The organism is Magnetococcales bacterium (assembly GCA_015232395.1).
Taxonomy (GTDB): Bacteria; Pseudomonadota; Magnetococcia; order Magnetococcales; family JADFZT01; genus JADFZT01.
On record JADFZT010000087.1, the window covers coordinates 1 to 15731 of the forward strand.

Annotated in this window: 10 protein-coding genes; 4 read left to right on the plus strand and 6 right to left on the minus strand. The window is 56.1% G+C overall.

What is annotated here, in order from left to right:
• Positions 1-311: 311 nt before the first annotated feature.
• From HQL52_17370 to HQL52_17385, 4 genes are all read right to left on the minus strand, one after another.
• The gene (locus HQL52_17370; protein ID MBF0371221.1) at positions 312-1736 is read right to left on the minus strand and encodes an RCC1 repeat- and reductase domain-containing protein; all 1425 of its coding nucleotides are present in this window, start codon (positions 1734-1736) and stop codon (positions 312-314) included.
• Positions 1737-1999: 263 nt separating this feature from the next.
• Complete coding sequence (locus HQL52_17375; protein ID MBF0371222.1) at positions 2000-3847, minus strand: hypothetical protein; 1848 nt, start codon at positions 3845-3847, stop codon at positions 2000-2002.
• 392 nt (positions 3848-4239) lie between these two features.
• A complete protein-coding gene (locus HQL52_17380; GenBank protein MBF0371223.1) occupies positions 4240-4422 on the minus strand; it encodes a hypothetical protein in 183 nt (60 codons plus the stop codon).
• Between the two features lie 54 nt (positions 4423-4476).
• Positions 4477-5937, minus strand: a complete 1461-nt coding sequence (locus HQL52_17385; GenBank protein MBF0371224.1) for a hypothetical protein — start codon at positions 5935-5937, stop codon at positions 4477-4479.
• Positions 5938-6251: 314 nt separating this feature from the next.
• Here HQL52_17385 and HQL52_17390 point away from each other — a divergent pair, with 314 nt between their 5' ends.
• The gene (locus tag HQL52_17390) at positions 6252-7397 is read left to right on the plus strand and encodes an aminotransferase class I/II-fold pyridoxal phosphate-dependent enzyme (GenBank protein ID MBF0371225.1); all 1146 of its coding nucleotides are present in this window, start codon (positions 6252-6254) and stop codon (positions 7395-7397) included.
• A gap of 264 nt (positions 7398-7661) precedes the next feature.
• Here HQL52_17390 and HQL52_17395 read toward each other — a convergent pair whose 3' ends face one another.
• On the minus strand, positions 7662-9953 hold the full coding sequence (locus HQL52_17395; protein ID MBF0371226.1) for an SEL1-like repeat protein: 2292 nt from the start codon (positions 9951-9953) through the stop codon (positions 7662-7664).
• A 265-nt stretch (positions 9954-10218) separates the two neighbouring features.
• On the opposite strand from HQL52_17395, the gene HQL52_17400 reads away from it, so the two are divergent.
• The 3 genes from HQL52_17400 to HQL52_17410 all read left to right on the plus strand — a co-directional run bounded on the left by HQL52_17400 (position 10219) and on the right by HQL52_17410 (position 14543).
• On the plus strand, positions 10219-10569 hold the full coding sequence (locus HQL52_17400; GenBank protein ID MBF0371227.1) for a hypothetical protein: 351 nt from the start codon (positions 10219-10221) through the stop codon (positions 10567-10569).
• 134 nt (positions 10570-10703) lie between these two features.
• Entirely contained in the window at positions 10704-12827 is a 2124-nt protein-coding gene (locus HQL52_17405; GenBank protein ID MBF0371228.1) for an ABC transporter substrate-binding protein, read from the plus strand.
• A gap of 129 nt (positions 12828-12956) precedes the next feature.
• Positions 12957-14543 carry a hypothetical protein gene (locus tag HQL52_17410; GenBank protein ID MBF0371229.1) on the plus strand — a complete coding sequence of 529 codons (1587 nt, stop codon included), beginning with the start codon at positions 12957-12959 and terminating at the stop codon, positions 14541-14543.
• A gap of 168 nt (positions 14544-14711) precedes the next feature.
• Here HQL52_17410 and HQL52_17415 read toward each other — a convergent pair.
• A partial coding sequence (locus HQL52_17415) for a hypothetical protein (GenBank protein MBF0371230.1) occupies positions 14712-15731 on the minus strand: 1020 nt, incomplete at its 5' end.

Sequence of the window (15731 nt, forward strand, 5' to 3'; positions counted from 1 at the left end):
AAATATTTGATTTTAAAAGGGAATAAGACTTATCAATCACCAGCAAGCAAGGCAGTTTTATTCACACAAAGTTTGCCTTATGACGCGCGATTTTTCATACCCCTTGTCCTGTTGGTAGCAATGAAAAACGGTGAAACTTCAGCTGAATAGTTACAAAAAAGATAATCCTGATAGTTGATCCGCAGAAAAGGGTGGGGTTGAATCGTCAGACTTTGAAAGGATCCCATTTTACTGAGAGCGCACCGATCCCCTGGACGCTCCAGATGCTTGCGTCACTCAGGGAGCCTGTGAACCGCCCCTGACAGCCGATCTCAGGGGTCGGTGGGGGTGGTTCCGATGACCCGGAATCGGCGATTTTGCCAGGAACCCCGCATGGTTACCTTGAAGTTGCCGAATTCGGTCTCCAGCTCGGGAATGGTGAGGGTGTTCTGATCCAGCGTGGCGGATTCCTCGGTGGTGTTGTATTCACAGCCGTTGGCAAAGGTGGGGATCCCTTGGGTCGTGCCTGGGCAGTCGTCCCATTGGTCGATCACCCCATCCCGGTCGGTATCGATAATCACCGTATCAACATTCTCAAGCACCGAAAAAGGCTCTCCGTCCCAGTTGGTGACCTGTACCGGTGTCGATTGATCCTCGGTGGTGCCATCTCCCAGCATTCCGAGATCATTGCCCCCCCACGTCCACACGGTGCCATCGGACTTGACCGCGACCGAAAAATAGTTGGTCGCATCGATCTCTTTGATGTTGACCAGATTTTTAACTCGAACGGGGAGCGTGCTGGAATCGGTGGAGCCATCTCCCAGCTGACCCCGATAGTTACCCCCCCAGGCCCAGACGGTGCTGTCGTTTTTCAGTACCAGGGTGTGGGCCTTGCCGGAAGCGATGCCGGTGCTGTCGGTGATTAATGCCTGAACAGGGGAGGGGTTGTCGTCGGTAGTGCCATCTCCCAGCTGACCGTAATAGTTGTAACCCCAGGCAAAGACCGAGCCGTCACGCCCCAGAGAGGCGGAGTGGGGGCCGTCGGTGGTGACAGCTGCCATGTGGTCGAGATCCACCTGGATCGGGGTGTAGCGGTCGGTCAGGGTGCCGTCTCCCAACTGCCCACGATAGTTGGCTCCCCAAGCCCACACCGAGCCATCGGTTTTGAGCGAGACCACATGCGCCCCACCCAGGGAGAGACTCCGAACCTGGGTCAGATCCAAAACCTGGACCGGGGTTGTGCTGTCGTCGGTGGTGCCATTGCCCAGCTGGCCATAGTTGTTATAGCCCCAGCTCCACACCGTGCCATCCCCTTTGAGGGCCACGGAAAACTCATAACCTGCCCCAACCGCGACCACATCCGTCAAGCCGGGAACCTCTACCGGAGTGCTCTCCTGGAGTCCATCCCCCGCTTCACCGTTGCCCAGTTGCCCTTTGACGTTGGAACCCCAGGCCCACACCGTGCCGTCGCTTTTGACCGCCAACGAATGGGTGTTGCCCGCAGCCACAGCGATCATATCCTCAAGCTCTGCTATGGGAACCGGAATGGCGCTGTATTCTCCAACACCGTTGCCCAGCTGACCTGTGGCGTTATAACCCCATCCCCAAACGGTGCCGTCCATTTTCAGCGCCAGGGTGTGATAGGTTCTGGCAGAAATTTTTGGCGGCGTGGCGTGAGCTTCCCAAACAAAACCGCTCTGGAGGAGCAGGGGTAGCAGTAAAATGACCGTCAGGGTCGCCAGGGATCTATTCTTCATGACAGCTCCTTCACCTGCTTTCAGTATCGATGATATTCCACCGGGACCGCTCCTTTTGTTGGAGAGCAGGAGGTGTTTTTTGTCTTATATAGTACACTCAAAACGTTCTTCTTCAGGTTGCTGGTTTGAAATTTTTTTCACCAAACCAATCGTTTGCAACAGGTTGTTTCCAGATCACCGTTTCAAAAAACAAGTCTACCTCAATCAGGTCGTACTACTCCTTGAGACGTAGTCAGCTTACAAAAAATTCCCAAAACCTGCCATCAACGCCCCCACAGGGGTGGAATTCCGTGATGTTGGCCTTTGAAAGTGGTGGAAGGATAGGACCAGACGATTCTTCTGCGGTTGTTGACTTCGATGATCCGTCCATTCAGGGCATCGGCGATCAGGGTGTTGCCATCGGTGAGACGGTCGGCATCCGTTGGGGAGGAGAGACGTCGGTTATAGCGCCAAACGATCTGCCCTTCCGGATTCACTTCAATGACCCGATTGTTGCCCTGATCGGTGATGAGGGTGTTGCCATCCTCCAGGCGGTCGGCATCCACGGGGCTGTCCAGGATTCTGTTTTCAGTATTTTCCGGATAGCGCCAGACGATAGTTCCCTCCGGATTCACTTCAATCACCCGGTTGTTGCCCTGGTCGGTGATCAGGGTGTTGCCATTTTCCAGGCGCTCCGGGCGGATGGGGAGGTTGAGCTGGCCCTCTTCTGAGCCCCAAACGCCGGTCACCCCATATTGCCAGTGGACGGTGCCGGTTTCGTCAAGCTCCAAAACCCGATGGTTGTTGCGGTCGCTCACCAGATAGCGGGCGTTTGGGTCTGATGGGGTGGTGGGGAGTTGGCTGACGTGGTTGGGGGCGTTCAGAGTGGAGCCGTCAGAGAGGCTGACCTGGTCGCTCTCCCACAGAAGGCGATTTTCCCCATCCAGCAATAGAATGCGATGATTGCCGGTATCGCTGATCAGGGTGTTACCCCCAGACAGCCGCAGGGCGTTGTGGGGGTGGTTCAAGGGGGCCAGATAGAGGGAAATGACATCGCCTTGGGAGTCGATGCCGATGATTTGGCTGGTGTCATCGCCATCGGTGATCAGGGTGTTGCCGTTGGCCGCCCGTTCCACATCAAAGGGTCTTTTGAGTTCGATATCCCAATCCTCATTGAGATTGGCCCCAAAGCGTTTGGCCATCTGGATGATGAGATTTGATGCCAGGTGTCTATAATCATCCAGCTCACCCGGCATCCAGAGCGGTTCGGTCTCCTGGAAGGTGTCGTTGGCAGGGTTGCCCATCTCCTGGCCGTTAAGAAGCACCAGTTCGGTTTTGCCAGCCAGAGCCGAGCGGATCATCTCCAGGGCGTGATCCACAAAACCATCCGCTTGCGCATGATCCTCTTCGGATTGGGCGCGCAGATAATATCCGGAAAAATCACCGATATAGCGATAGGCTTCCCGCTCTTCCCAAAAGAGTCGGTTTTCAGCTGAAGGATCAGTCGGGGTGCTCAGATGACCGCAAATTTGGTCCCCCTCCTGGTCAGAGTCATAGAAAGTGGTGACTAAATTGTTGGAGGGACCTTCCATATCCACCAGATATTGAACAGGCAGCTCCGGATAGCGTCCTAACGCGCCTGCTGCCAGGGAGAGGCCGAAGGAGAAGGATTGCAGGCCGATGTTGTTGACATCAACGTAGCTCTGTTCGGTGAGATGTTCGATGATGGTTTTTAAGGCATCCTGACCTGCAAAGCCGTTGCAATCTTCCTCTCCCTCGCTGGTCAGATCCCCCTCATTGCCGCTACCCCGGCCCTGAAAATTAAAGCCCACCACCACAACCCCTTTTTCAGCCAGCTGGCGATACTCATCGGTATCCACCATGACGGTGCCGGATCCCTTGCCGCCGGGCAGGGCCACAACAGTGGGGAAGGATCTGTCCGGGTATTGGTCCGGGTCGGGGCGTAGGATATGGCCGTAGAGGGCGATATTTTGGTTCGGTTCGGTGAGCCAGATCTCTTCGGTGATGATTTCAAAGGTAGGGGTTTGGGCCGCCCAGGTGAGACCTGGGGCAAAGGTAAAACTCCAGAAAAAAATCAGTGAAAAAAAGATGCTTCCAAGCACTTGGCCCATGAAAACAGACTCCGCTGTTTGTGATAACGTCCTCCCGGACAGATACAGATCAACTGGTTGGCCTGGCCCAATCCATGGCCATTTGACTCAACCATGATATCAAAAACCACCGACCCCCTGCTTATCTTTCTGGTGGATGGGTAAGGTGTTGAGAGTAATGGAAATTATTTGACAGCTGCGACGGCGCACCTGGGATATGCTCCTGTCAATCATGCTGATCTGCTTCGGCTGGAGGGCGCATTCCGAGTGTCACCCAGGCCTCTTTCCCAAGCTTATCAATAGTACGCTGTTTTTGATGTAAGTCAAAGAGCAAATAAAAATCAATCGTATTTGCAGGTGGGCAGGCCGCTTATTTTCAGTCACCTGCCGGTGGTCTGAAAAAGAGTAGTACTTCAATCCTGGGGGATGAATCGTGTCCTAAAAGCCAGGACCACCCGATGTAAACTCTCTTCCAATCTTGAGAGTGTCTCGGTGTGGATCGGTTCCGGGAGGCCACCATAATAGGTTTCGGTAATGGCACCGGCGATGGCGGCTTGGGTGTCGGCATCGCCTCCCAGGGAGATGGCGTTGCGCAGGCAATCTTCAAAACTGGTGCTGTCGAAAAATGGCTACAAAGGTTTGGGGGGCTGCTAAAATTTGGGAATGATGTCGAGGATCGTCACCTCTTCGCCGTGAATGAGGGGTTTTGAGCTCGAATCATTCTGTTTGGGGCCGTAGCTGTTGGTCAGCCAACTCTTGACCGGGGGGGTGTCCAGAGTGCGAATCGTGGGAGATTGGATTTCTTCCTGAGGGGGCATGGCCAGGGCTTGAACCAAGGCTTCGAGGGGTGCGTTGATGGGGGGATCGATGGGGGCCTTGGCGGCGGCCAAAAGTTCTGCCATGGGATAGCTGAAGGGTTGCTCAGGAGCTTGGGTGATAATCAGCGGGTCGCTGGCAGAGGTCTGGGGCCGGTCGGGGAGGGACCACGAACCCATGGTTTGAATCTGACTCTCCTGCTCCGGGGTGGTGTGGGTTGACGGCAGCAGTTTGCCGCCGAGGGAGAGCAGGCTGATGGGGAGTATCACCACGGCTATCACTGCGATGACCAACTGTTTGCCGCCGACTTTCAAAGAGAGTCGCCACTTGTTGCTTATCTTCGGCGTCTCCACATTTTCTTGACACGGCCCTTTCTTGAGGCTTGAAAGGAGAGAGGGGGCAGTGCTTTTTTTATGGTTGGCAGTGGGATGCCAGGTGTTGAGTTGTTTCAGGGGTAGTGTCAGTGCCAGGGCATTGATGGATCTGGTCAGGCGCTTGACTGGTCCACCCAGGAATCGGGCCGGGTTATCTATGGCGCCAAAGGGTCGGCCCAGCACTGTATTGATGAAACCGAGGAGAAAAAACCCCATCACAGCCCCCCCCAAAATACCCAGGGGCAGTTGCAGACGTTCCCGGGGAAAAATGGGATAGTCGGCAGCCTGGGCCGGGGTCAGAGGGGTGAGCAGAGAGGGGTGGCCTGAAGGGGTGTGGCTGCGGGTGGCAGGGGTTCCCTGGCGCAGGGCGATGTAGCGTCCCATGATCCGTGCAAGAATTTCCCGGGCCTTCTCCTTGGAGTGCCATTGGAGGGTCAGTTCAATGGCCTGGGTGGCAGGGTTTGCTTGGATCGTGAGGGCTTGTTTCAGCTCTCCTGTCAGCTGCTTCAGGCGCTGAAAATAGCTGCTCTGCTGCGCTGTGACGGGGGGTAGTTCAAGAATCTGGTGGGCCAGAAGAGATTGGGCTGCAATGGAAATAAACTGCTCGGAGGTGATTTGAGCCACTTCATTATCCAGCTCTTCCCGGCTGATGGCTGGGAGAGGGGCGCGGGTGGCTGACAGGGTAGGGGTGGAAAATCCCTCCTGGGAGCGCTTCAGCATGAAAGAGCCCGAGGCGGCATAAATGGGCGGCCAGATGAGGGCGATCAAAACCGCCAGCGTCAAAAATAACCCGCTGGTGTGGAGAATCGGTCGTTTGTCAGCCTGAAATCTTTCCGGCAATTGTCGAAAAAAATCCATGATCCAGGCAGCCAGTGTGGGGGAGCCCAAGGTCGGAAAGATGGAGCCGGAGGCAGTGCTCATGGTGAGATCCAGTGGCTGCGCAGTTGATGAAATCAAGGGTCTGTCCGGGCTTTAGGAGAGGCGCCGGTCGTGGGAGTTAATCGCAAGAATTGCGCCAATATTATGTCGGTATTTTGTCTGCGGTCCTTTATGCATGTGTCAGCGTGGATCCGGGCTGACCGGGAGGGTTTCGATTGGGGCTCTTTTGGGTCAAATTGGCGCAGGTGGTTGCCTTCTGGGGACAATTCCCTGAAAATTCCGGCACTGTTTTTCACGCAAACCCCAAATCGAATAGAGGTTTTCCCGCCCATGTCCAACGCTTCCCCTTTGGCAAGATGATCCCCCTGGCCGTGCCTGACTTGACCGGAAACGAGGGGAAATATCTCCAGGAATGTATCGAATCCACCTTCGTCTCTTCGGTGGGGCCTTTTGTCACGCGCTTCGAAGAGGAGGTGGCCCAAGCTTCGGGGAGCCGGCAGTGTGTGGCGACAGCGAGTGGTACCGCTGGGCTGCATACCGCTCTGGTCGCTCTGGGGGTTGGGGCTGGGGATCTGGTCATTCTGCCTTCACTGACCTTTATCGGTAGCGCCAATGCCATCGCCTATTGCAGGGCGGACCCCTGGTTGCTGGATGTCTCTGCTGACGGCTGGAATCTCGATCCCGAGGGGCTCAAGGCGTGTCTGGTCGATGAGACCGAAACCCGGGAGGGAAAGCTCATCCATCGGCAGAGTGGTCGCCGGGTGGCTGGGATCATGCCGGTTCATGTGTTGGGCAATCCGGCACAGATGGACCCCATCATGGCCCTGGCCCGTCAATATGGACTCCCGGTGGTGGCGGATGGGGCTGCGGCACTGGGGGCGCGCTATAAAGGGCGGGCCATTGGCGATCTGGGGGCGGATTTGACGGTTTTTTCCTTCAACGGTAACAAAACCATCACTGCTGGTGGTGGTGGCGGGGTGGTGGGGGAAAATCGGGAACTGCTGGAGTTGGTTCGTCATCTCACCACCACCGCTCGGGTGGGGAGCGGCTATGATCACGACCGGGTGGGATTCAACTATCGCATGACCAATCTTCAAGCGGCTGTGGGATGTGCCCAGATGGAGCGTTTGGAGAGTTTGGTGGTGGCCAAACAGCGCATTCGTGATCGCTATGAGTCCGCTTTTCAGGGGCTGCAGGGGATCTCCCCTTTTCCGATTTCAGCGGATTCGGTGAGTGCTTGTTGGTTTTCCGGGATGGTGGTGGAAAACCGAACAGCCGAAGAGATGGAAAAGCTGCGCCAGCGGTTGCGGGAGGCGGGGATTGATGCCAGGCCTTTCTGGAAGCCGATCCACCTCCAAGCCCCTTATCGCCAAGCGCCAAGGAGTGGGCAAGGGGTGAGTGAATCGGTCTGGTGGCGGATTTTACCCTTACCCTGTTCTTCGGGGATGGTGCCGGAGGAGCAGGAAAAAATCATCGCCCTCACCCGAGAGGCGCTTCGCTAGAAGATTGATTCCAATCAAAAAACCTCATCTACTGCTTTTATTGTTAGGGGTGAAGGGGGATTATCTCCCTTCCGGGTGTGGGCAGAGCCCACGGTTTGTCTGTTGATCTTAATCTTTTGACTTTGCCTTCCCAACCCCAGCGGGTTTGGGGCGCAGCCCCAAGGTCTTGTTTTTTGCCTTTTTATCAAACAGATCAAGATGCGCCATTTCCAAATTTCCAAATGGAACGACTATATCTTTTATTTTGATTCAAAACCGACCCAGTTAATCTTCTGCGGCCATGCGAAACCAATAAGCGGCTTTTTCCGGGTCTTTGAACACCCCGCGCCCCTGGAGATAAAGCTCCCCCAGTTTCATGCGCGCCTCCCGCTCCCCGCTGTTGGCTGCTTGCTCCATGAGGCGAATCCCTTCCGATTCGTTTTTGGCAACCCCCTGACCCTCCAGCATGGCCAATCCCAGACGATATTGCGCCAGAGGGTCTCCAGCTGCCGAGGCTTTTTGGTTCCAGAAAGTCGCGCGTTTGCTGTTTTGCACCACTCCCCGCCCTTGGGCATAGAGTTCGGCTAAACGGACCTGAGCCCAGGGATCGCCATTTTCGGCGGCTTTGTGAAACCAGGCAGCCCCCTGCTGTAGATCCTGATGGATGCCGTGCCCTTCCATATAGGCTTCACCCAGAGCCATCTGGGCGGGGGGTTCGTTTTGGCTGGCGGCCAGTTGAAACAGTTTGACCGCGAGATCGACATCCTGCTCCACCCCCAGGCCATCCCGGTAGAGTTCTCCCAGACGAAAACGGGCCCAGGGATCCTCTGCCTCGGCGGCCTCCAACAGCCACTCGGCGGCTTCTTCAGGGTTGGGCTCGACTCCCCCCTCGCCAGAGGCCAGGATATCTCCCAATCGGGCTTTGGCTGGCACTTCCCCCGCTTCGGCGGATTTTCTCAGCCAGAGCATGGCCAGATCATAATCCTGGGTCACCCCCCGTCCTTCGATGAGTAGCTCCGCCAGCCGGAATTGGGCATGGGTGTGCCCCCCCTCGGCGGCTTTCATGAAGAGCTTGGCTGCCTCCAGTTCATCGTGTTCAACCCCTTGGCCCTCCAGATACATTTCTGCCAGATAGACCGGGGCGTCGGGTTCTTCCTCGACCATGGCTTGTTCGAGCCATCTGACTGCTTGGGCATACTCTTCCCGGGCGTAGGCCTCATGGGCCTTGGCCATCACCCCCTCATAATCGTTTGATGCCGGCTCTTCGACCTCTTGCGGGGGTGAAAAGCCTCTTTTGGCGGAAGAAGGGGGTTGGCGGTGGAGATAAACGGCTGTCCCCAGACCGATCAGGGCCAGGAGCAGAAAAATTTGTAGAAAACTGGCTTTTTTGCCCTGCTTGGGCGGGGCACCATTGATGGTGCGGGTCTCGACGGTGTTTTGAGTGGTGGACGGGTCGGGCGGCATGACCACGGTGGCGGCTTCATCTGCGGTAGCGATGAGGGTGGCGGCCTCATCGAAGCCAGCGTGGAGGGTGGGGGCCTCGGTAGGCGGGAGAATCCCCCCCTGATCGGCTCTGACCGCCTGGATGGTTTCCAGCTCATGGGCCAGTTGCACCCCCCCCAGTTCCGTAACCCCCGACGGGGTTGGTTTGCCAGTGCTGGCCAGCAACTCTTCCTGCCACGCCTTGGCGGATTGGGGGCGTTTATTTTCCAGGATCGCCAGGGCATGATCCACTGCTTGTAAAAAAGGCAGGGAATAGTACCCCTTGCCCACCATCGTGGCTTGAGGGAGAGGGTCGGGAGAGCCTCGCAAAAGGGCAGAGGAGCGCTCGGTGCTGGGCAGGGGGCGATCACCGCTTATCGCCCGGTAGAGCACTCCCCCCAGGGCATAGAGGTCGGTCCAGGGGCCTTGGGTTTTGCTGGAGGCGTAATATTGTTCGAAGGGGGCGTAACCGGGGGTGAGGAAGGTGGTGAGGGTTTTGGTCTCCTCTCCCATGGCGTGGCGGCTGGCGCCAAAGTCCAGCAAAACCGGGCTTTGATCGGCATCCCGGATATAGATATTTTCCGGCTTGATATCCCGGTGCAAAAAACCGGCGGAGTGCAGAACATGGAGGCCATCGGTGATGGCTGTGGCCATTTTGACCAGTTCCGGCTCGCTGCGCTGTAGCGCTCGCCTGAAAAGCGCCGCCAGACTCTCGCCTTTTTCATACTCCATGACGATATAGGCGGTTTGATTGGTTTCAAAAAAATTGAGCACCCGGACAATATTGGGATGGCGAAAACCCGCCAGGGTTCGGGCTTCCTGGAGAAAGCGCTTCAGTCCGGTCTGGTAGTTGTCTTCATCCTGGCTGGATTTGGGGCGGGTCAGGCCGGTGGCGTCACGCAGGGCGATTTCCCGGGGGAAATATTCTTTGACCGCCACCTGTATGGCGAGTTTATCGTCTTCGGCCAGATAGGTGAGGCCAAAGTTGCCCTGACCCAGGACTTTGACAATCTTGTATTGATGGAGGTAGGCACCAGGGGCCAGGGCTTCGTGAAACTTGCCGGCCTTTTTTTTCCGGCGGGGTGGCGGAGCCATGGCGTGGAACCTTCCTGGTGGTGGTCAATGGCGTTGGCAATTCCAATCCACCCTAGCATAATCTTTCCGCCCATCCGTCGTCCAGACCGCGTGGTTGGGGGATCACAAAAGAGAGGACGGTGGCGGACGGTTTGGTACGATTTTACCGGTCTGATCGGGGCCCATGGGCTATGATTGAGGGGGTGCTTGGTAGTCAGAGAGTCTGTTTTATGGCAGGCCCTTCTTGGATTGAGCCCGATTGAGAGCGTTTATCTGGGAGTCGGTGATGAGACGAACCCCTTTTTTGGCAGAGTGGCCTTTTTTGGTGCGACCTATGATTGTTTTGTTTTTCTTGGGCTTTCTGGGTTTTCTGGTGATGCTTTCCCGGACCGGACCCGCTTGGGCAGAAGAAGATTTGGCCCCATCTGGTGGATTGGCCGGGGATATCACCCACAGGCCGCTGAATGGCTTTGGGGGTTTTTCCAGTGGCGAGGGGTTTGAAGAGATCGATCCCGGGGATGAAGAGGGGGAAGATGGGTTTGGAAGTCAGGGTTTTGACGATGGGGAAGTGGAGCCGGGAGATGACGCCACGGATCAAAATCAGGGCTTTGCTACCGGGGAGATATCACGGGAATGATCTCTTGGCCGGGCTCAAAGGGCAGCACTTCGGTGGGGGGGGATGGGAGTGACCTGGACGGCAGGGGGGAGAATAGGTTTTCCGGCTCATTTTCTGTTTGGTGCCGGATGGGGATAATCTGTTAAAAAGAGTCCATGTTTTATCTCTCTTCCCTGCAAAAAAAGCTGGTAACTCTGGCCGCTGTGATGCTCCTCCTGGGGCTTGGGTACTATTGGTTTGCGCCTAAAAGCCGGGGTGAGGTCTACTATTTGGGTATTGGCGGCCCCATGTCCGGCTCTTTTGAAGATGTCGGGCTCTCCATGCGCCGAGGGGCGCTCCTTGCTATCGATGAAATCAACGCCAGTGGTGAGTTGGGAGATATCCACCTGGAAGGGGTGGTGGTGGACGATGCCAGCGATTTGGAGGGGGGTGGCCAGAGCCTGGCTGTGGCAAAAAAACTGGCCCAAACTGAAAATCTGCTTGGGGTCGTGGGGCACTATTTCAGTGGGGCCACCCTGGAAGCGAGTGAAATATATCGGGAAAACAGCATTCCCCTGATCACGCCCAGCGCCACCAATCCCAAGGTCACCTCCAGCAACGACTGGAACTTCAGTGTCATTCAGGATGATTTTTATCAAGCGGTTTTTTTAGCCAACTATGTGGTCAAGGGGCTGGGCATTGAGGATGTCGGGGTCATCCGCTCAAGCTCCACCTATGGCCGCTCCCTGGAGGAATATTTTGTCCGGGAGTTGCGGGTCAAGGGGCAGACCCCCACCGCTGTGGTGGAGTTGGATCCCAATGGTTTTGATCCGGAGATACTGCGGGCGCAACTGGAGCCCCTCAAGGCTTCCGGAATGATTTTTTTGGCCATGAACTATAAACTCGCAGCCAAGGTGATCAAGTTTCTCAGGGATAACGATGTCAATCCCGGCTTTGTCGGGGCGGAAAGCCTGGGGGGACCGCACTTTATCCACGAAGCTGGGGTTTACGCCGACAACGTCTATGCGGTCACACCTTATCTGGCCAATCTGCTGGGGGAGAGTTCCAAGCACTATCAGGCCAACTATCTGGAGGCCTATCAGGTACGCCCCGACTGGGTTGCTACCAACAGCTACGAAGCCGTTAAGCTTTTTGCCACCGGGATTCGCAATGCAGGGCCTGATCGGGAAGGGATTCGCAATCATTTGCGCCGCATCCGCAATGAAGAGGATGCCCTGCCCAGTGTCTCCGGCCCCATCTATTTCAATGAGGAGGGGGCCAGTCGCCGGGCCATCGCCATGGGGCAGGTGATTGAGGGTCGCTATCTTCCCGCCCGCTTTCAGCTGACAGCCGTCAAATATCCGGAGCTGGAAAAAGCCCGCAAGCAACGCTCAAAGGCGTTCCAAATGGGCAACACCTCCATGAAACGTACCACCGTGGTCTTTACCGGGCTCCACGTTCAGGAGATCAAATCCTTCGATCCCATCGACTCCAATTTTGTTGCCGACTTTCTTCTCTGGTTTCGCTGGGATCCCAGTCAAAATAAAAAGCTCAACTTTGAGATGACCCACGGCAAGGTGCTGGCGGCCAAGGTGCGGGAAAAATATTTCGACAAAAAGACCCACAACAATTTTATCTCCTATCAGGTGAGCGCCCGCATGGAGGGTCAGTTTCCTCTCCACGACTATCCCTTTGATCGGCAGATTCTTAAAATTCGTATCAAACCCAAGGTGAAAAACAAGGAAGATCTGATTCTGGTCACCGATATTCCTGATGACACCTTTTTGCGCAAGCATCTGGATATTCGTTCCTGGAAAGATCGGGAGCACATTCATTTTACCAGCGGCAAAGAGGCGATCTGGAGCTATCGCAACCCCAAATATTTGGGCAAGCTTTTTCAGTTGGATCACTCCCAATACAACTATCACATTCATCTGGAGCGGGATGTTTATGAATACATCATCAAACTGCTGCCCCTGACGATCATTGTCTTGACCGCTTATTCCTTGTTTTTCATTAATTTTGAGTTTACCCCCTCCCGCTTTACCGTGGGTATTACCTCCATGATGAGCGCCATGGCCTTCCACAACGTCAATAAGCTTGATGTGGGCTATCTGGTCAAAAGCGATATCTTTTTCATGATGACCTATTATTTGATCTTTTTTTCGATCCTGGAGACGGTGCTGGCAAGCTCCCTCCACGAAAAGGGCAAAGAGGAGATGGCTGCCAGATTGGACCACTTTTCCATTGTGCTCTATCCGGTGCTGATCGTGTTTGCCGTCTACCAGCTTTTCAATTGACCTGTGGGAGGGTGGTTGGGGAAAAAAACAATACAAGCCGAAATACCCGGCCATCCACTGACCAGCTTGACCACCACCCTCCTGGAGTGACTTTTTTTGATTCTCCGGGGCGGTTGGGGAGAGATTTTAATGCTGAAAAAAAGCAAACTATCCAACCAGATCATCGGCCTTTATCTGATCATGACCCTCCTGATGATGGGGGCGGGTCTTCTGGGGTTGGCCGGAATTGGTCGTCTGCATACCAAGCTTCAGCGGGTGGACCGGGAGTCCATTCCCCTGATTGCAGCCGTCACCGATATTACCCAGCAACAGCTGGAGCAATCCCTGCGCTTTGGCGAGGTATTGCTCTATGCCCGAAATGGCAACCGCTCCAGCCTGGAGCTGGCCAATGAAGGGTTTGTCAACGCGGGTAAGCGGGCGGTGCAGTCCATTCTGGAGGGGAGCAACATTGCCCAGAGGTGGCTGGAGCGGGTGGGGCCGGGGGGGCGTGAAGGGAAGCTGGAAAAAATCAAAACGGCCCTGCGGGGGGTGGAAAAGGTCCATGGCGATATCGAACATCTCCAAGCCTCTCTCATCCGGGAAATTTATCAATATGATTTTTTGGTCATGGGGGCGTTGTCCCAAGAGGCCACTCCGGCTGAACTGAAACAGGCCCAAGCCGCCCACCAGGAGGTTTTGGAAAGCACCCTCTCCAGGCTCGATGACGAAACCAAGCGCCTGGAGGATAATCTGCAAAAGGCCATCCTGCTCACCAAAAATCTGGGCAAAAGCAGCTCCCAGGAGATCGGCCAATGGTATGAGATTACCACCAAGGGGTTGGTCACCCTGATGATCGTCACTTTAGTGGGGGGAGGGGCTTTTTGTTGGGCTGTGCTGGCTGTTCACACCTCCCGGCGGGCTGTTTCCGCTTCTTCGATACGCAACGCCCTGGATACCCTGGGCAGCAGTCTGGACCCCATCCATGGCTCCGGTCAGCATTTGGAATTTACCACCAGGGAGTTGATGGAAAATTATCAAAAACAGAAAGATCGCATAGCGGCCCTTCCCGGCGAAACCACCGCTCTTTCCGGTTTTGTCGAGAGCAACGGCCAGTTGGTGGGAGAGGCTGCCAATCGTTTGGTCAAATTTCGGGGTGGGCTCGAAGGTTTCGGCCCCTGGTTGGATCAACTCCACACCCAGGCCGACACCACCCGGGGCCTCGCTGGTAGCGTCGTCAAGGAGATCCAGACCCTCAAGGAACACGCCTTGCGGATCAACCTGCTGGCCACCAATGCTTTGGCTGAGGCCAAGGGGGGGGAGGGGGGCGGCGGGGGACGTTTTGCGGTCTATTCCGAAGAGATGAAAAATCTTTCCCGGGAGTCGGTGGGCCTGCTGGAAAACAGCGCCGGGGTGCTGGAAAAATGTTTGGAAGAGTTGCAAGGCCGATTTATTGATACCGGAGAAAAACGTGCCCAGGCCAAGCGCATTATCGACATGGTGCAGAGTATCAACACCTTGGTAAAAAAAGCCCATACCGGGTTTCAGGGGCAGGATCAGCGGGTTTTGCAGGTGGGGAAAATTGTCAGTGGGGTGGGGGAGTCGTTGTCATTGGAAGTCACCACCCTGGAGGACAACCTGGCCATGGCTGAGCGGATCGTCTCCCGGGCGGAAAAGGTGCTGGATGAAACCGAAAAAATTTGGGATTTGGTGCTGGCTGAACAGGACCAGGGGTATTGAGTGGATAGCGGAGAGTGGCTTTCGGGAAGTGGATGGCGGATATCGGGTGGCGGTGATCGTGTAATAGATGTCAGGATACGTGTTACGGATTATGGGATAGATAGTTGAGGGCTCTTGGGGTGGCGGGATCTGAACCTGCCGGTTATTTGATCCGGGTGGCTTGGGATCTCAAAGATCAGCACCATCGTTGGGTTGACTCTTCTTGGCGGTCTCTCTCATCTCCAAAATATTTTTCATCATCGCCATTTGCTCCTGGTGAAAGCCGACGGCGATGGCTCTGAGCTGGGCGGTGAAGGAGGGTTTGCCTTTGGGTCTGCCCTGGCCATCCTTCTCCTCATCTTCCTCTTCACCCTCTTCGGCCTCTTTTTCGACCACTCCGTCGGGATCGCGCTCTTCAAAATCCACTTCTTCTCCACTCTCTTCCCCGGCTTCGGCCAGATTATAATCCCCCTCTTCGGGCGTTTCTTCTTCCTCGCCAGTTTCCTCTTCTTCATCACCAGGGCTGTAGTCGTCCGATTCCAGGGCTTTTTGACCCGCTTCGCTCAACCCGCCAGTGGCTTCGCTGTCGCCAAATCCTTCCGGCTTGGCCGCTTCCTCAGTCGCTTCAGAGCCAAACCCCTCGACCTCCTCCAAGGCCCGCCCGCCATCCTCTCCACCAAACCCTTCTGTTTGGGTCGCCTCCTCGGTGACATCAGAGCCAAAGCCATCCACCTGGGCCGGGGTGTCGCTGCCACCGGCAAATCCCTGGGCCAACACCTCGCTGTCAGCCGTTACCCCATCGGCTCCCGATCCACCTCGACTGGATATATATCCCTCTTCACCGGGTTCCACATCACCAAATCCACCATCTCCGCTATCCCCTCCTGAACTCTCTCCGCCATCCGCTCCCGAGGTCGATGTGCCGCCACCGCCATCTCCGGAAGAGGCGCTGCTGCCATCCCCCGTGCTATCACCGGATTCGGCTCCGGCATCCCCCCCAGCTTCAGCCCCGGATCCAGTATCGCCACCACCGGCATCAGCCCCACCGGCATCAGCCCCACCGGCATCAGCCCCGCCAGCATCGGCCCCACCGGCATCGGCCCCACCGGCATCGGCCCCGCCAGCATCCCCTCCACCGGCATCGGCCCCGCCAGCATCCCCTCCACCGGCATCGGCCCCGCCAGCATCCCCTCCACCGGCATCGGCCCC